The organism is Micromonospora sp. NPDC005161 (assembly GCF_053599855.1).
The window spans coordinates 91187-107394 of record NZ_JBSFYQ010000009.1 but is presented as its reverse complement, the minus strand read 5'-3'; the positions used below and the strand labels follow the sequence as shown (position 1 = coordinate 107394).

14 protein-coding genes are annotated in these 16208 nt (G+C 73.3%); 8 read left to right on the top strand and 6 right to left on the bottom strand.

Features of this window, described 5'->3' with window-relative positions; translation table 11 throughout:
* Positions 1 to 73: 73 nt before the first annotated feature.
* The gene (locus tag ACWD5O_RS11600) at positions 74 to 565 is read right to left on the bottom strand and encodes a VOC family protein (RefSeq protein WP_450085235.1); all 492 of its coding nucleotides are present in this window, start codon (positions 563 to 565) and stop codon (positions 74 to 76) included.
* Positions 566 to 576: 11 nt separating this feature from the next.
* Positions 577 to 1659 (bottom strand): methyltransferase, encoded by a 1083-nt coding sequence (locus ACWD5O_RS11595; protein ID WP_450085234.1) that lies wholly within the window; start codon positions 1657 to 1659, stop codon positions 577 to 579.
* 59 nt (positions 1660 to 1718) lie between these two features.
* On the opposite strand from ACWD5O_RS11595, the gene ACWD5O_RS11590 reads away from it, so the two are divergent.
* Positions 1719 to 3116 (top strand): LLM class flavin-dependent oxidoreductase, encoded by a 1398-nt coding sequence (locus ACWD5O_RS11590; protein WP_354965226.1) that lies wholly within the window; start codon positions 1719 to 1721, stop codon positions 3114 to 3116.
* Between the two features lie 73 nt (positions 3117 to 3189).
* Here the strand turns inward: ACWD5O_RS11590 and ACWD5O_RS11585 are convergent, their stop codons facing one another.
* Positions 3190 to 4341 carry an acyl-CoA dehydrogenase family protein gene (locus ACWD5O_RS11585; RefSeq protein WP_450085233.1) on the bottom strand — a complete coding sequence of 384 codons (1152 nt, stop codon included), beginning with the start codon at positions 4339 to 4341 and terminating at the stop codon, positions 3190 to 3192.
* A gap of 91 nt (positions 4342 to 4432) precedes the next feature.
* Between ACWD5O_RS11585 and ACWD5O_RS11580 the strand changes: the two genes are divergently transcribed.
* Genes ACWD5O_RS11580 through ACWD5O_RS11570 form a run of 3 tightly spaced genes read left to right on the top strand, consistent with a single transcriptional unit; the run spans position 4433 to position 7623 of the window.
* Positions 4433 to 6160 (top strand): AMP-binding protein, encoded by a 1728-nt coding sequence (locus ACWD5O_RS11580; RefSeq protein WP_450085232.1) that lies wholly within the window; start codon positions 4433 to 4435, stop codon positions 6158 to 6160.
* Positions 6161 to 6184: 24 nt separating this feature from the next.
* Positions 6185 to 6490 (top strand): acyl carrier protein, encoded by a 306-nt coding sequence (locus ACWD5O_RS11575; protein WP_354965223.1) that lies wholly within the window; start codon positions 6185 to 6187, stop codon positions 6488 to 6490.
* Positions 6487 to 7623, top strand: coding sequence for a class I SAM-dependent methyltransferase (locus tag ACWD5O_RS11570; RefSeq protein WP_450085231.1), 1137 nt, complete (start codon positions 6487 to 6489; stop codon positions 7621 to 7623). Before ACWD5O_RS11575 ends, ACWD5O_RS11570 begins: the two co-directional genes overlap by 4 nt.
* Before the next feature lie 61 nt (positions 7624 to 7684).
* Here ACWD5O_RS11570 and ACWD5O_RS11565 read toward each other — a convergent pair whose 3' ends face one another.
* Positions 7685 to 8617 (bottom strand): LysR family transcriptional regulator, encoded by a 933-nt coding sequence (locus ACWD5O_RS11565; protein WP_450085230.1) that lies wholly within the window; start codon positions 8615 to 8617, stop codon positions 7685 to 7687.
* A gap of 35 nt (positions 8618 to 8652) precedes the next feature.
* On the opposite strand from ACWD5O_RS11565, the gene ACWD5O_RS11560 reads away from it, so the two are divergent.
* Positions 8653 to 9870 (top strand): nuclear transport factor 2 family protein, encoded by a 1218-nt coding sequence (locus ACWD5O_RS11560; RefSeq protein ID WP_450085229.1) that lies wholly within the window; start codon positions 8653 to 8655, stop codon positions 9868 to 9870.
* 58 nt (positions 9871 to 9928) lie between these two features.
* Here ACWD5O_RS11560 and ACWD5O_RS11555 read toward each other — a convergent pair whose 3' ends face one another.
* Complete coding sequence (locus ACWD5O_RS11555) at positions 9929 to 11521, bottom strand: (2,3-dihydroxybenzoyl)adenylate synthase (RefSeq protein WP_450085228.1); 1593 nt, start codon at positions 11519 to 11521, stop codon at positions 9929 to 9931.
* 94 nt (positions 11522 to 11615) lie between these two features.
* Between ACWD5O_RS11555 and ACWD5O_RS11550 the strand changes: the two genes are divergently transcribed.
* The 3 genes from ACWD5O_RS11550 to ACWD5O_RS11540 are packed head-to-tail and all read left to right on the top strand — an operon-like array spanning position 11616 to position 13886.
* A complete protein-coding gene (locus ACWD5O_RS11550) occupies positions 11616 to 12653 on the top strand; it encodes a methyltransferase (RefSeq protein ID WP_450085227.1) in 1038 nt (345 codons plus the stop codon).
* 9 nt (positions 12654 to 12662) lie between these two features.
* Positions 12663 to 13688, top strand: a complete 1026-nt coding sequence (locus ACWD5O_RS11545) for a methyltransferase (protein ID WP_450085226.1) — start codon at positions 12663 to 12665, stop codon at positions 13686 to 13688.
* 3 nt (positions 13689 to 13691) lie between these two features.
* On the top strand, positions 13692 to 13886 hold the full coding sequence (locus tag ACWD5O_RS11540) for a ferredoxin (protein WP_354965216.1): 195 nt from the start codon (positions 13692 to 13694) through the stop codon (positions 13884 to 13886).
* A gap of 43 nt (positions 13887 to 13929) precedes the next feature.
* On the opposite strand, the gene ACWD5O_RS11535 is transcribed toward ACWD5O_RS11540, so the two are convergent.
* Positions 13930 to 16194 (bottom strand): xanthine dehydrogenase family protein molybdopterin-binding subunit, encoded by a 2265-nt coding sequence (locus ACWD5O_RS11535; RefSeq protein ID WP_450085225.1) that lies wholly within the window; start codon positions 16192 to 16194, stop codon positions 13930 to 13932.
* Positions 16195 to 16208 lie beyond the last annotated feature (14 nt).

Sequence of the window (16208 nt, the reverse complement as noted above, 5' to 3'; positions counted from 1 at the left end):
GTCCCGTCAGGCGCCCACCAGGGCCGACAGATGCTTAGCGCCGGTTTTCGTTCCGATGTTCCTCAACCCCCGCTCAGGCCCGGGCCGTCCGACGGTCGCGTCGCCAGACCTGCCGTAGCCGGTCGACGAAGAAGTCCCGGTTCACCCAGTAGAACTCCAGCCAGATGTTGTCCGGGTCGCGCAGCCAGATCTGCGATCCGGCCTCGTGCTTGGAGGTGGTGATGCCGGAGTGCGGGACGTCGATGCCGTCCAGGTGGGCGACCCACTCGTCCAGGTCGCCGCGCTCGGGCACGTGGTAGGCCAGGTGGTGCAGCCCCGGGCGCCGCTCGTCGAAGCGCTGCGGGTCGACCTCGCCCACCTCGGCGTCGGCCGGGCCCTCGACGCAGCCCAGCACGACCGAGGCGAACGACGCCGTGTGCAGCAGGGTGCGGAAGCGGAAGCCGGACTCGGGCGGGGTGACGTCGTTGACCACCACCATCTGGAACACCGAACAGTAGAACGAGGTGCTGCGCTCCAGGTCGACGACGGTGAGGTTGACGTGGTTGCGACCGTCCAGGCGCGGCATGGCGGGCCTCCTCAGGCGGTCCGGCCGGCCGCCGCGACGGCTGGCCGGACGGCGACGGGTTCGCCGTCGGGCACGGGCACGGCCGGCACGGCCTCGAGGACCGACATCGAGGAGGTCGGCGTGATCCGCGACAGGTGGAACCCGGATTCGGCGAGCAGCGCGCGGAACTCCGGCTCGGTCCGGGTCCGTCCGCCGAACAGGGCGAGCGCCTTGACGTCCATCACCTTGCCGGTGTCGTCGTGGTTCCCGTAGCGGCTGACCGACTCGATGATGACCAGCCGGCTGTCGGGCCGGGCGGCGGCGCGGACGTTGCGCAGGATCTCGGCGGCCTGCTCGTCCGGCCAGTCATGGATGATCGTCTTGAGCAGGTACACGTCGGCGCCGGCGGGCAGTGGGTCGAAGAAGCTTCCGCCGCGGATCTCGCACCGGTCGGCGACGCCGGCGCGGGCCAGCACGCCCGGCGCCTCGGCCACCACGTGCGGCAGGTCGAGCAGGATCGCGCGCAGTTCCCGGTGGCGGGCGAGCAGGCCACCGGCGAAGGTGCCGTGCCCGGCGCCCACGTCCACCAGCGTCCGGGCCGCGGCCAGGTCCAGCACCGGCAGTACGGTCCGCAGCACGAACGGGTTGACGCTCTCGGCCGACTTTTCGAATCGGACGCACTCGTACGGATAGTCGGCGAAGTGGTCGTAGTACCGGGTGCCGCCGTGCACGTGCCCGAACGCCGTCGCACCGGTACGCAGGCTGTGCGTCAACCGGGCCCAGGAGTAGATGTCCGGCGGCATCAGCGGGAAGCACTCGCGGACCGAGAACGGGTGGTCGCTGCGCAGCGGTTCGGCCAGCGGGGTGAGGCCGAAGACCTCGGGGGTGACCTCGGTGAAGATCCCTCGCCCGGCCAGCGCGCGCAGGCCCCGGGTCAACGCGCCGGGATGCGCGCCGACCCGCCGGGCCAGCACGTCCACCGGCAACGGGCCCTCGACCAGGTGGTCGGCGACCGCCAGGTCGCACATGACCCGGATGGTGAACGGAACGATGTAGTCGGCCAGTTCGGTGAGGCGGGTGACCGACGCGAGGTCGATGCGAGGCGTCACGGACATGTCCGTACCGTATCCGGTCGAGCGTTGCGATACCAGATAGCATACGAGACACTTGATACGTGCATCTCAATCTGTTCACCCAGTGCTCGCCGTCGCCGCAGTTCAAGGGGTTCTGGCGGCACCCCGCCGACCGCAGCGCCACCGGCTACCGCGACCTCGCCTACTGGGTCGAGCTGGGCCAGCGGCTGGAGGCAGCCTGCCTGGACGCGCTCTTCTTCGCCGACGTGCACGGCACCTACGACGTCTACCAGGGATCCTGGCGGGCGGCCGTGCGGCACGCGGTGCAGCTCCCGTCGATCGACCCGCTGCTCGTGCTGCCCGCGATCGCGGCCACCACCTCCCGGCTGGGCCTCGCCGTCACCTACTCGACGACCTACCACGCCCCGTACGAGTGCGCCCGGGTGTTCAGCTCCCTGGACCACCTCACCGGCGGACGGGTCGCCTGGAACATCGTCACCTCGTATCTGCGGTCCGCGTCGGCGAACGGACTGGGTTCGTACCTGGACCACGACGAACGCTACGACCGGGCCGACGAGTACGTCGAGGTGGCGCGCCGGCTGTGGGAGGAGAGCTGGGACGACGACGCGGTGGTCCGCGACGTCGCCGCGAACGTCTTCACCGACCCGGACCGGGTACGCGAGATCGGCCACGAGGGGCGCTGGTTCTCCGTGCGGGGCCCGCACCAGTGTGAACCGTCGCCGCAGCGCACCCCGGTGCTGTACCAGGCCGGCGCGTCCGGGCGGGGGATGACCTTCGCGGCCCGGCACGCCGAGGTCGTCTTCCTGACCATGGCGGACCCGGCCAGCGGCGCGGCGCAGGTGGCCCGGCTGCGGTCCCAGGTCGCCGCGCACGGGCGCGACCCGCGTTCGGTGAAGGCGCTGCAGGGCAGCATGGTGATGGTCGCACCGACCCGCGCCGAGGCCCGCCGGCGGGCCGAGGAGTACGTCGCGCTGTGGAGCGGGGAGGGGCAGCTGGCCAAGTGGTGCGGCTGGATGGACGTCGACCTCGCGGCGTATCCGGACGAGACGCCGGTGGCCGAGATCGCCGGGCAGGGCAGTCAGAGTTTCGTGGGCTTCCTGCGCCGGCTCGGGCCCGAGCGCACCTGGACGGTCGGTGACGTGCGCTACCTGGTGGCCACCGCCCGCCGGCCCCGCACCGGCGCCCCGGTGACCCTCTTCGGCACGGTCGAGCAGGTCGCCGACCGGATGGAGGAGTGGTGCGCGGTGGCCGACGTGGACGGCTTCAACCTGATCCCCTGCCCGACCACCCAGGGCATCGACGACATCTGCGACCTGCTGGTGCCGGAGTTGCAGCGCCGTGGCCTGTTCCGTTCCGCGTACGACCCGGCGGAGCGGACCCTGCGGGAGCGCTACTTCGGCGCCGGTGCGCCCGTGCCGGCCCGGGTGCCAGCGTTGGACCCGCGGGCAGCGGTCGAATCCGCCCCCGCCCGCGGCTGACCGGCCGGGTTCCCGGCGCCGACCGCGACCCGGCGCGGTGGGTGCGGTCCAGGCCGTGGTCAGAACGCCGTGGTCAGAACATCGTGGTGTCGACGTCCGCGCCGCTCAGCAGCGCGCCGACCGTGCCGTAGCTGTCCCGGCTGTTCACGAAGTGCTGGGTCGCGGTGTTGATGTCGCGCAGCCGCCGTTGCAGCGGCGAGGAGTCGAACACGGTCGACGCGCCGACCAGCGCGTACGCCGTCTGGACGGCCTGCAGCGCGGCGGTGGTGACCTGCGTGGCGGTGGCCCGCAGGCAGGCCCGGTCCAGTGCGCTGAGCACCTCGCCCCGCCGGGCGGTCTCCCAGGCCGACTCCGCCTCGTGGTGCAGCAGCGCCCGGGCCGCGCGCAGGGCCACGTGGGCCTCGCCGAGGCGGTCGTGGAACACCGGCGAGTCGGCCAGCGACCGGGTGCTGAACGTACGGCGGCGGCCGGCGGCGGCGTGGGCCGCGGCGTCGTGGACGGCGCCCTGCGCCATGCCGAGGTCGACCGCGGCGATGAGCAGACCGGCCTGGGCGATCCGGAAGACCGTTCGGCGCACGTCGTCACCGTCACCGACCAGGCTGAAGCCGCGGTGCTCGGGACAGGTCCGGTTGGCCGCCCGCACGTCCTGGCTGGCGGAGCCGCGCAGGCCGAGCACCTGCCAGGTGTCGATCTGCTCCAGCTCGCCGGCGGGGAAGAGCACCATCCGGGTCAGCGGCGCCCCATTGGGCAGGGTCCGGGGTGTGCGGCCGTCGAGCACGATGCAGTTCAGGTAGATCCAGCTCGCCTGGGGGCTGCCGGTCACGAACGGCCACTGGCCGTTGACCCGCCAGCCGCCAGCGCCGTCCGGGGCCGCCCGGCCCTTGGGCGCGACCGCGCCGGCGCCCAACACGTCCGGACCGCCCGCGTAGATCTCGTCCCGGGCGGCCTCGGGGAAACAGGCGAACAGCAGATGCGCCAGGCCCACCTGGCCGATCAGCCAGCCGGTGGAGCCGTCGGCGGTGGACAGCTGCTCGATGACCCGCAGCGCCTCGACCAGCGGCAGGTCGGCGCCACCATGGGCGGACGGCACCAGCATCCGCAGGCAGCCCGCGGCGCTGAGGTCGGCGAGGACGTCGTCCGGGACCCGGCCCGCCCGGTCAATCTCCGGCGCCCGCTCGGCGAGCGCGGGGAGCAGTCCGTCGACCCGGGGAAGCGTACTGGTCACGGATACACCCTATCGCCTCACTCGTATCTTGTTTAGCCTTGTATCTGCTATCAATCTCGGATAGACGTACAGGGGAGGAGGTGACGGGCCGATGACCGTACGCGCCGCTTCGGGCTCGCCGCTGCTGAGCTGGCTGGAACGACCCCGGCAGGACCGGGGTGTGCACTTCGCGGCCGGCGGTGACGACTGGACCTTCCTGTCGTACGCCGAACTGGCCGACCGGACCCGGGTGATCCTCGCCGGCCTGCGGGCCGTCGGGGTGGTCCCGGGCGACGTGGTGTCCATCGTCGAGCCCGCCGGCCCCGACTTCGTCGCGACGATGTTCGCCGCGATGGCCGCCGGAGCGGCGCCCTCACCGATCGCCCCACCGCTGGCCTTTCAGGACCGCGAGGTCTACGGCGAGCACGTGCTGGGCCTCCTGCGCGCCGCCGCGCCACGGGTGGTGGTCTGCGCGGCCACCCTCACCGCGGCCATCGAGCCGCTGGCCGCGACCGCCGGAGTCCGCCGGGTCCTCTGCGCCGACGAACTGGCCGACGCCGCCGGCGGAGCCCGGGGCGCGGTCGCGGCACCGGGCCCGCTCGCCCTGCTCCAGTTCACGTCCGGCTCCAGCGGCCGCGCCCGGGGCGTGCAGGTGCCGCACGCGGCCCTGGCCGCCAACGTCACGGCGATCCGGCGGTGGCTGGCCATGACCCCGGACGACCCGACCGCGTCCTGGCTGCCGGTGCACCACGACATGGGCCTCATCGGGTGCCTCGTCACCCCGGTGGTCAACACCAGCGACCTGTGGCTGATGCCGCCGGAGGAGTTCGTCCGCAACCCCGGGCGCTACCTGCGCTGCTTCGGGGCGCACGGCGCGCGACTGACCTCGATGCCGAACTTCGGGCTGGAGTACATCGCCCGCCGGGTACGCCCCGACGCGCTGACCGGACTGGACCTCTCCAACTGGCGCGCGGTCATCGTCGGCGCCGAGCGCATCGACGCCGAGGCGCTGCGCCGGTTCTGCGCGCTGCTCATCCCGTACGGCTTCGACCCGCGCGCCCTGCTGCCTGCGTACGGGCTGGCGGAGGCGACCCTCGCGGTCACCGGGCTGCCATTGGACGAGCTGTACCACGCCGTCGAGCTGCGCCCCGACCGGCTACGGCTGGGCGCACGGGCGGTACCCGACCCCGCCGAGCCGGTCGACGACGCCGTCGACGCGTACCCGGTGGTGGGCTGCGGCCGGCCGCTGACCGGGGTGCGGGTGCGGATCGTGGACGAGGCCGGCACGCCGCTGCCGGACGGGGTGGTCGGCGAGATCGAGGTGCACGGCGCGTCCGTCGCGCAGGGGTACGTCAACGAGGGCGACTCGGCGTCGCAGACCGCGCTCGGCGAAGGTGTGCTGCGCACCGCCGACGCCGGTTTCCTGCACGACGGGCAGTTGCACGTGCTCGGCCGGCTCGGCGACAGCATGAAGGTGCGGGGTCGGGCGGTGTTCGCCGAGGATCTCGAGTGGGCCATCTGCCGCCCCGGTGTGCCGGCCCAGCGGATGGCCGCGTTGCTGGGCCACCGTGCCGGCGCCGCGACCGTCGTGGCCGTTTTCGAGCAGGCCCAGCCCGAGTGGCTGGCGCAGGCGGAGCGGGAGCTGCGCCGCCGGGCGGAGGGTGCGCGGGTGGTCATCGTGGACGCGCCGCGCGGCACCATCGCCCGCACCTCCAGCGGCAAACCCAAACGGCGCCAGCTGTGGCAGGCGTTCGTCGATGACCGGCTGCCCGGCACCGTGGTCACCACGGCACCGGCCGGTCAGCGGGACCAGACCGAGCAGACGACGACGGCGTCCTGAGGGACGTTCGGACAGGAGGCGGGAATGACCGACGCGACCAGGTCGACGACAGCCGAGGTGCGTACCGAGGCGGAGGTGCGCGACTCGGTGACGGCGATCGTCACCGAACTGGCGCCCAACCCGGAGCAGATCGAGGGGGCGGGTGACTCGCGGCTGGTCGAGGACCTCGGCTTCCACTCGCTCGCGCTGCTGGAGTTGGCCTTCACCCTGGAGGACGAGTTCGAGCTGCCGCCGATCGACGAGACGACCGCACGGAAGATCGTCACGATCGACGCCGTGGCGGAGCACGTGAACGACATCCTGCGGGCCCGCGGCGAGCTGGCCAGTTGACCGCGCGCTCCGGGCACGGGCCGGGCGCGGCGACACTGCGCCCGGCGACGCCCGGCGACGGGGACCAGCGGGCCAGGGCGCTGTCGCTGCGGCTGTTCCTGGCCATGCTGCACACCCAGGAGCTGCTGGCCGGCTACCTGGGCGCCCGGCTCGGGCTGTACGAGGCACTCGACCGTGGCCCGGCCGACGTGGCCGAGCTGTGCGCGCGTACCGGTATCGACGCTCGGTACGCGCGGGAGTGGCTGGAACAGCAGGCGGTCGCCGGGTTCGTCGAGGTGGACGACGTGGCGGCCGCACCCGAGCGGCGGGTCTACCGGCTGCCGGCGGGGCACGCCGAGGTGCTGCTCGCCTCGGACAGCCCGCTGTCGCTGGTCTCGCTGACCATGCTGCCGCTGGGCGGGGTGGCCGGGGCGCTGCCGGCGCTGCTCGACGCGTACCGCAGCGGAGCCGGGGTGCCGGACGAGGTGTACGGCGACGACTGGCGGCACGGCCACTCGGGCGCCAACCGGGCGCTGTTCACGTACGCCCTGCCCGGCTGGCTCTCCTCGGCACTGCCGCGCATCCACCGGCGGCTCGGCGCCGCGCCGAGCCGGATCGCCGACATCGGCTGTGGCGCGGGCTGGGCGGCGATCGCGCTGGCCGGGGCGTACCCCCTGGCTGAGATCGACGGCTACGACCTGGACGCGCCGACGGTCGCCGCGGCGGACGCGAACGCCGCGGCCGCCGGCGTGGCCGACCGGGTCCGGTTCCACCGGCGCGACGCCGTCGACCCGGAGCTGGCCGGCCGGTACGACCTGGTCTGCGTCTTCGACGCGCTGCACGAGATGAGCCAGCCGGTGTCGGTGCTGCGGGCCTGCCGTCGGCTGCGCGGCGAGGGCGGCGCGGTGCTGGTGTTGGACGCGAAGGTGGCGCACCGGTTCGTCGCGCCCGGCGACGAGATCGAGCGTTTCCAGTACGCCACCAGCGTGCTGCACTGCCTGCCGGCCGGTCTGGCCGGACCCGACTCGACGGCCACCGGGACGGTCCTGCGTCCCGCCCAGGTCCGCCGGTTCGCCACCGAGGCCGGCTTCGCGGACGTGCAGATCGTCCCGGTGGACGACCGCTTCCACCGGCTGTACCAACTGACGGGCTGAGTTGGGGTGGGGAAGGGGCCGTCAGCTCCTTCCCCACGCCGGCTCGGGCCGCCCGTAGCTTTCAGCGGGCGCCCGTTTCGGCCGGCCAAGGCGCGGATTGGGCAGGACGAACCGAGTCGAAGGCTAGCGTGAGCTGGTCGAACAGGGGTGCTGCGCTCGGGTGTGTGTCGCGACGTGGTGTGATCGTGTAGATGCCGCGGGTCGGGGGATCAGCGAGGGTCACTGTGGTGACGTCGGTCCGCAGCGCGCACGTCAGCGCCCCAGGTATGAGCGCGATGGCGTGGCCGGTGGCGACCAGGGCCACCTTGCCGGGCAGGTCGGCCGCGGTGAGGTCGATGCGGGCGGTGACTCCGGCGCGGACGGCGTGCTGGTGCAGCAGCGCCGCCGAGCCGTCGTTGTCCTCGACCCAGGTCTGGTCGGCCAGCGCCTGAATGCGCACCGGGCCGTGACCGGCCTGCGGGTGGTCGACGGGCAGCACGACGACCATCTCGTCCATCCCCAGGAATCGGCGTTCGAGACGTGAGTCGTTGGGTAGCCCTGGTGGCGCATCGGTGACGACAGCGACGTCGAGGTCGCCGGCGATCACGCGGTCGTGCAGTTGTGCGCTCAGCCCGGGCAGCAGACTCCACCGGATGGGTCCGGCCGTATCCATCAGGCGGCGGATCGCCGCGGGCACAATCCCGGCGGCCAGAGATGGCGTCGCGCCGACGGCCAGTGGCCGGTTGAGCGTCCCGTCGCGAACGTCCCGTACGGCGCGAACGGCGCGGTCGGCCTCGTTGAGCGCGGCCAAGGCGTGGTGACGGAACACCTCGCCGGCAGGCGTCGGGCGCACACCGCGCGCGTGCCGCTGCAACAGCGGCACGCCGAGCTGGCGCTCCAGCCCGGCGATCTGTCGGGAGACGGCCGACTGTGTGTGAGCGAGCTCGGCGGCCGCCGCCGACAGCGAACCGAGCCGGCAGACCGTCACGAACGTCCGCCACACAAGCAACTCCATGGCACAAGTGTGCCTGGTCGGTATGCAACTACCGCATGGCTGTCGTGCGAGATCTGCGCTTGTCGCAGCTATCGCGGTACCTCACTCTGGGACGCATGACCGAACCGCGCACTATCGCTGTTCTTGGCTTGGGCCGCATGGGCGCTGCGATCGCGACAAGACTCGCTGGCCACGACTGGGACGTCGTCGGTTGGACACGCTCCGGGCGCGCGGCAGGCGTTGTCGAGACGACCGGCGACCCGAACGACGCCGTCGCGAAGGCCGACATCACGCTTCTCGCGTTGTTCGACGGCCGGGCCTGCCAGCAGGTCGTCGACCACGTCCGCGACTCGCTGAGAACGGACGCCATCGTGCTGAACACCAGCACGATCGCTCCCGTCGAGGCGTCGAGGCTGGCCCGGCAACTCGGCCCGTCCTACGTCCATGCGCCGGTGCTCGGCTCCGTGCCAGCTGCTGCCGCCGGCACCCTGCAGATTCTCGCCGCCGCCGACCAGGACGCGTTCGACCGGGTCCGACCGGTTCTGGAAGCGCTCGGCACCGTGCGGCGCGTCGACGATGCCTCCGCCGCCGCCGCGCTCAAGCTGGTCGCCAACAGCAGCCTCGCCGGCGCCGTCCTCGCGCTGCGCGACTCACTGCGGCAAGCCGATGCCTTGGGCCTGCCCCGTGCCCAGGTGCTGGACGTCCTCGAACTGGGCCAGCTCGGCGGGCTTGTCGCCCGCAAACGGCCCTTCCTCAGCGGCCAGCCAGCCGCTGCCACGGCCGACTTCACGATCGGCGCGCTGGCCAAGGACATGGCACTGCTGGCGGTCGCGTCAAACACCCCGCTGCGCAGCGCAGCCGACCTGGCCGACACCCCGGCCGACCCTGAGGCCGACATCGCCGTTGCCGCCACGGTCCCCGCCGTAGGTGACGCCGTGCTCGAACCGCTACGCGCCTACATCCGCGGACACGCCACCGGCGACCCCACCCACTTCCGCGACGCGTTCCTGCCCACCGCCCACGTCGAGGGAATGCGGGACGGCGCATTCGCCTCGTGGCGCCTGGACGACTACTGCGCTCTCTTCCACGGCCACCCAGCCCCGAACGAACCGATTCGCTCCCGCCGCATCGATTCCATCGACGTCCACGGCACCGTCGCGACCGCAACCATGACGCTCTGGCACGGCACGGACACCTTCACCGACATCTTCCTGCTGGTCTACGTCGACGACAGCTGGCGCATCGCCAACAAGGCCTACCACCGGCACTCTTGAGTGGATGGTTCGGCAGCTTTTCGGCGTCGTTCTTCGCTGAAGCTACGGGTGGCCCTGCTCAGCCGGTCAGCTCGGCGCCCAGCGCCCGCTTGTCCACCTTGCCCACCCCGGTGTGCGGCAGCGCGCCGCGCAGCTCCAACCGGTCGGGCAGCTTGTACGCCGCCAGCCCCCGGTCGGTGAGGAAGTCCCGCAGCTGCCCCAGTGTGGGGGCGTCCGAGCGCGGCACCACCACCGCGCAGGTCTTCTCCCCGAGCACCCGGTCCGGCACGGCGATCACGGCGACCTCGCGGACCGCCGGGTGGGCGAGCAGGTGCTCCTCGACCTCGCCGGCGGGGACCTTCTCGCCGCCCCGGTTGACGACCTCCTTGATCCGGCCGACCACGACCAGCTCGCCGGTCGGGGTCCAGCGGACCAGGTCTCCGGTGCGCAGGAAGCCGTCCGGGGTGAAGGTGCGCGCGTTGTACTCCGGCACCCGGTAGTAGCCGCGCAGCGTGGTCGGGCCGCGCACGATCAGCTCGCCCACCTCGCCGGCGGCGACCTGCCGGCCGTCCTCGTCGATCACCTGGAACTCGTCGGCGCCCGACAGGGGACGGCCCTGGGTGTGCGCGGCGAGCTCCGGTGGGTCGTCGGGGCGGGTGCAGCAGATCGGGCCCTCGGCCATGCCGAAGAAGTGGGCCAGGCGGATGCCCAGCTCCCGGGTCACCCGGGCGGCCACCTCCGGGCTGAGGTTGGCGCCGCCGACCTCGACCACCAGGCCGGTCAGGTCGGCGCCGAGCATCGGCGCGAGGTCGGCCCACAACGGCAGGAAGGGCGGCATCAGCGTGGTCAGGGTGACCCGTTCGCGGGCGATCAGCCGGAACGCCTCGTCGGGGCTGGGACTGCCGGCGAGCACAGCGGTGGCGCCGACCCGCAGCGCGCCGAGCACGCCGGGGCAGCCCAGGGCCGCGTTGTGGGCGACCGGGAGCGCGGCGAGATAGACACCGTCGGGCCCGAAGTTCATCGCCGCCGCGGTCGCCCGCAGCTGGTACGCGTAGTCGTCGTGGGTGCGCGGGATCAGCTTCGGCAGGCCCGTCGAGCCGCCGGAGAGCAGAAAGAACGCGACGTCCGACGGGTCCGGGGAGGGCAGCGGCACCGGGTCGGCGTCCACCTCGGCCAGGGCGGTGAACTCGCCGGGGTCGCCGACCACGAACACCTGCCGCAGCGACGGCGTCTCGGCTCGGACGTCGGCGGCGAGCTTGCGCAGGTCGTACCCCTGGACCTGGTCGACGGTCACGTAGGCGACCGCCTCGGTGTGCGCGCACAGGTGGCCGATCTCGGCCCGTCGGTGCGCCGGCAGGGCCAGCACGGGCAGGGCGCCCAGGCGGAACAGCGCCAGGCACACCACCACGAACTCGACGCCGTTGGGCAGCTGGACGACCACTCGGTCGTGCCGGCTGACACCGCGGGCCCGCAGCCCGGCGGCCATCCGGTCGGCCCGGCGGTCGAGGTCGCCGTAGCTCACCCGGTGGTCAGCGGTGACCAACGCGGTGCGCTCCGGGTCCGTCCGCGCCCATTCCCGGCCCAGGTCGGCGAGCGACTCGCCGCGCCAGTAGCCCTCCGTGCGGTAGCGCTCGGCCAGCTCGCTCGGCCAGCTCACCCATCCGTCCAGCATTCAGTGCCTCCCGCGATGACGGTGACAGCGACCCGGAACACAAGCTAGTGTGCAGATACACGAGATACAAGACACGTGATAGTGGAGGCGGTTGATGCTGGCGGCGCGGCCCCGTACCGACCTCGGTGCGTTGACCCGGCTCACCGAACTCGCCGACTACATTGTGCCGTTCGCCATCCGGGTGATCGCCCACCTGGGTGTCGCCGACGAGCTCGTCGACGGGCCACGGCCGGTGACCGAATTGGCCGAGGCCACCGGCGCGCACGCGCCGTCGCTGCTGCGCGCCCTGCGGGCGTTGGCCGGCAAGGGCATCTTCACCGAGGTCGAGCCGGAGGTGTTCGGGCTGACCAAGCTCGCCGAGCCGCTGCGCACCGACCATCCACTGTCGCTGCGCGACGCGTACCCGCTGATGGCCGCGGACGTCCGCGCCTGGGCTGGGCTCGGCCGCTGCCTGCGCACCGGGGAGGCCGCCTTTCCCCGGATCCACGGCACCGACTACTGGTCCTACCTGGCCGGGAATCCGGCGGACAGCCTCGCCGTCGACCGGTGGATGTCCAGCCTGACCCGGCTGCATCTGCGTACCGTCCTGCCGGCGTGGCCGTGGGCGCGGGCCCGGGAGGTCGTCGACGTCGGCGGCGGCGACGGCGCGTTCCTGGCCGGCCTGCTCACCCGCTGCCCGAAGCTGCGCGGCACCCTGCTCGACCTGCCCCACGTGGTGGCGGCCGCGCCGGCGCTGCTCGCCCGCGCCGCGGTGACCGATCGCTGCCGGATCATCCCGGGCAGCTTCTTCGACCCGGTGCCGGCGGGCGCCGACCTGTACGTGCTCAAGACGATCCTGCCGGGCTGGGACGACGCCGACGCCACGGTCATCCTGCGCCGGATCGCCGAGGCGATGCGGCCGGAGAGCCGGCTGCTGCTGCTGGAGGCGATCATCCCCGCCGGCGACGTCTTCGACGTCGCGAAGCTCGTCGACCTGCACACCCTGGTGCTCACCGGCGGCCGGCACCGCACCCGGGACCAGCTCGTCGACCTGCTGGCCGGCGCCGGCCTGCGACTGGACCGCATCGTCGCCACCCCCACGCTCACCGTGATCGCCGCCGGTCCCGCCGGGCCGCAGCCGACGTCCCCCTAGGAGGTATCGATGGCCCCGACCCGACCCCGGATCGACATCGAATCGGTGTTCCGACTGACCGAGCTGGCCGACTACATCGTGCCGTTCACCGTGCGCGCCGTCGCCGAGCTGGGTGTCGCCGACGAGCTCGTCGACGGGCCACGGCCGGTGACCGAACTGGCCGAGGCCACCGGCGCGCACGCGCCGTCGCTGCTGCGCGCCCTGCGGGCGTTGGCCGGCAAGGGCATCTTCACCGAGGTCGAGCCGGAGGTGTTCGGGCTGACCAAGCTCGCCGAGCCGCTGCGCACCGACCACCCGCTGTCGCTGCGCGACGCGTACCCGCTGCTCGAACCCGACATCGAGGCGTGGGCCCACTTCGACCACAGCATCCGCACCGGGCAGGCGTCTTTCGACCAGGTCCACCCCGAGGGCTACTGGCCGTACATGGCCGCCCATCCGCACGACAGCGCCCGCTTCGACGCCTCCCAGCAGGCGGCCACCCGGCTGGAGCTGCGGGCCGCGCTGCCCGCGTACCCCTGGGGTGAGCTAGCCACGGTGGTCGACGTCGGCGGCGGCAACGGCGCCTTCCTCGGCGGCATCATGGCCCGCTTCCCGGCGTTGCGTGGCACCCTGTTCGACCTGCCGCACGTGGTCGCCGAGGCCGAGCCGGTGCTGCAGAAGCTCGGTGTGGCCCAGCGGTGCACGGTGACCGGCGGCAGCTTCTTCGAGACCGTCCCGGCCGGCGCGGACGCCTACCTGCTCAAGCGGATCCTCTACGGCTGGGACGACGACAACGCCGTACGCCTGCTGACGGCCGTGCGGGCGGCGATGCGCCCGGACAGCCGGCTGCTGGTGCTGGAGCCCGTGGTCGAGCCGGGTGACCGGTTCGACGTCGGGCGCCTCTACGACCTGCTCCTGCTGGCCATGGTCGGTGGCGGCGCCCGCTCCCGCGAGCACATCGAGCGGCTGCTGGACGTCGCCGACCTGCGGCTGGCCCGCAGCGTGCCCACCATGATGTTCCCGATCCTCGAGATCGTCCCGAAGACGGAGGCGTGAGCAGTGCGACTGGTCGTGGACTTCTCCCGATGCGAGAGCAACGCGGTCTGTGTGGGTCAGGCGCCGGAGGTGTTCGACGTCGCTGACGACGACCGGCTGCACATCACCGAACAGCCGCTCGAGGGCGCACTGGCCGCCCGGGTACGCGAAGCCGCGCGCCGCTGCCCGAAGCAGGCGCTGTCCGTGGTGGACGACTGACGCCAATGGGCCGCCCGGGTCACCGGGCGGCCCATTGGCGGCACTAGCTGGCGGCGCCCGCCGCCTGGATCGCCGTCCAGACCCGCTCGGCGGTCACCGGCATGTTGATGTGCCGCACGCCCAGGTGGCGGACGGCGTCGACCACGGCGTTCTGCACCGCCGGCGGAAGACCGACCGCCCCAGACTCGCCGAGCCCCTTGGCGCCCAGCGGGTTCACCGGGGTCGGGGTCTGCGTCGCGACCGTCTCGAAGGACGGCAGCTCGGCCGCGCCCACCATGGCGTACCGGTGCAGGTCACCGTGCAGCGGCGTGCCGTCGGCGGCGAAGCGGACCTCCTCGACCAGCGCCTGGCCGGCGCCCTGCGCCAACCCGCCGTGCACCTGCCCCTCGGCCAGCAGCGGGTTGAGCAGCACGCCCGCGTCGTCGACCGCCACCACGCGCAGCAGGGCCACCTGACCCGTCTCGGTGTCCACCTCCACCACGGCCAGGTGCGCGCCGTACGGGCAGGTCGCGGCGGACGGCTGGAACGTCGCCTCGGCGGACAGCCCGCCCCCGGGGCCGGCGTCGTCGGCGGCCAGCTCGGCCCAGTCGACGACGCGCCCGGCGGTCGACCGGAACCGTCCCGCGGCGAACTTCACCTCGTCGAGGGACACGCCCAGGCGGGCGGCCGCCACGTCCCGGCCCCGCTCCACCAGGGCCAGGGCCGCCTCGCGGACCGCCATCCCACCGGTCTGCAACGACCGGGACCCGCCGGTGCCGCCGCCCTCGGGGACCGTCGCGGTGTCGGAGTGGCGCACGTCCACGCGATCCAGCGGTACGCCGAGCACGTCGGCGGCGATCATCGCCCAGGCGGTGACGTGGCCCTGGCCGTGCGGACAGGTTCCCGAGTGGACGGTGAACCGGCCGGTGTGGTCGACGCGCGCGGAGGCATACTCGCTGCGGGTGTCCGCGCCCGTGATCTCCACGAAGGTGGACAGGCCGATGCCGAGTTGTTGGACGTCACCGCGTACGCGGCGGGCCGCCTGCTCGGCGCGCAGCGCCGGATAGCCGGCCTCGGCGAGCACCCGCTCCAGCGCCGCCGGGTAGTCGCCGGTGTCGTAGCGGGCGCGGGTCACCGTGGTCACCGGGAAGCTCTCCGGCGGCAACAGGTTGCGTCGCCGTACCTCGGCCGGATCCATGCCGATCTCCGCCGCGTACAGGTCGACCATCCGCTCCAGGGCGGCCACCGCCTCCGGCTGCCCGGCGCCCCGGTACGACACGACGGGGGTGGTCGTGGTGGTGACGCTGGACGAGCTGAACTTCGCCCGGCTGATGCCGTACGGGCCGGTCAGCATGGTCCGGGTCCAGAACGGCAGGATCGCCCCGATACGCGGGTACGCCCCGGCGTCCTGCACGACCTCCAGCGCGTACGACACGATCCGCCCGTCGCGGGTGCCGCCCAGCTCGGCGCTCTGGTGCTGGGCCCGGCCGTGCCCGGCGGCGACCATGCTCTCGCTGCGGGTCTCCGCCCAGCGCACCGGACGGCCGAGCCGGCGGCCCGCCCAGGCCACGAGGATGTCCTCCCGGCTGGCGAACGCCTTGGAACCGAACGCCCCGCCGACGTCGCCGTTGACCACCCGGACCCGCTCCTCCGGCTCGCCGAGGGCCGCCGCGAGCTGGCCGCGCCACAGGTGCACCGCCTGGCTGCCGGCCCGGTAGCGCAACCCGTCCGGCCCCCACTCGGCCTGCCCGGCGCGGGCCTCCAGCGGGCACGGCGCCACCCGCGGGTTGGTCATCCGCTGCCGAACCACCACCTCGGCGCCCTCGTGCAGCTCGGCCCGCCCGGCCGGGCGACGGAAGCCGAGCTTGAGCACCATGTTCGTGCCGGCCTGCGGATGCAGCACCAGCTCGTCGGCGAGCGCCCGGTCGACGTCGACCAGCGCCGGCAGCGGCGCGATGTCCGCCTCGACGAGGGCGGCGGCGTCCACCGCCTCGGCGCGGCTGGTCGCCAGCACCGCGGCGACCGGTTCGCCGACGAACCGCACGACGCCGTCGGCGAGCACCGGGGTGGTCATCTTCTGGTTCAGCACGCCGGCCTCGGGCGGCAGCGGCGGCAGGTCCACGTCCGCCGCGGTGAAGACCGCGACCACGCCGGGCGCCCGCCCGGCGGCCTCGGCGTCCACGCCGCGCAGCCGGCCGTGCGCCACGTGGGAGCGGACGAAGACCAGTTCCAGGCAGCCGGGCACGACGACGTCGTCGACGTACGTGCCGCCGGTGGTGAGCAGGGCCCGGTCCTCGGTACGCCGTACCGGTCGGCCGATCAATGACATCTGCGACTCCTGGT

What these genes read in the sequence shown, in the direction of transcription:
- ACWD5O_RS11565 (WP_450085230.1), bottom strand. Translation starts at nt 8,617, where the DNA reads ATGGAGTTGCTTGTGTGGCGGACGTTCGTGACGGTCTGCCGGCTCGGT.
- ACWD5O_RS11575 (WP_354965223.1), top strand. Translation starts at nt 6,185, where the DNA reads ATGACCGACGCGACCAGGTCGACGACAGCCGAGGTGCGTACCGAGGCG.
- ACWD5O_RS11560 (WP_450085229.1), top strand. Translation starts at nt 8,653, where the DNA reads ATGGCTGTCGTGCGAGATCTGCGCTTGTCGCAGCTATCGCGGTACCTC.
- ACWD5O_RS11545 (WP_450085226.1), top strand. Translation starts at nt 12,663, where the DNA reads ATGGCCCCGACCCGACCCCGGATCGACATCGAATCGGTGTTCCGACTG.
- ACWD5O_RS11555 (WP_450085228.1), bottom strand. Translation starts at nt 11,521, where the DNA reads ATGCTGGACGGATGGGTGAGCTGGCCGAGCGAGCTGGCCGAGCGCTAC.
- ACWD5O_RS11600 (WP_450085235.1), bottom strand. Translation starts at nt 565, where the DNA reads ATGCCGCGCCTGGACGGTCGCAACCACGTCAACCTCACCGTCGTCGAC.
- ACWD5O_RS11535 (WP_450085225.1), bottom strand. Translation starts at nt 16,194, where the DNA reads ATGTCATTGATCGGCCGACCGGTACGGCGTACCGAGGACCGGGCCCTG.
- ACWD5O_RS11550 (WP_450085227.1), top strand. Translation starts at nt 11,616, where the DNA reads ATGCTGGCGGCGCGGCCCCGTACCGACCTCGGTGCGTTGACCCGGCTC.
- ACWD5O_RS11580 (WP_450085232.1), top strand. Translation starts at nt 4,433, where the DNA reads ATGACCGTACGCGCCGCTTCGGGCTCGCCGCTGCTGAGCTGGCTGGAA.
- ACWD5O_RS11595 (WP_450085234.1), bottom strand. Translation starts at nt 1,659, where the DNA reads ATGTCCGTGACGCCTCGCATCGACCTCGCGTCGGTCACCCGCCTCACC.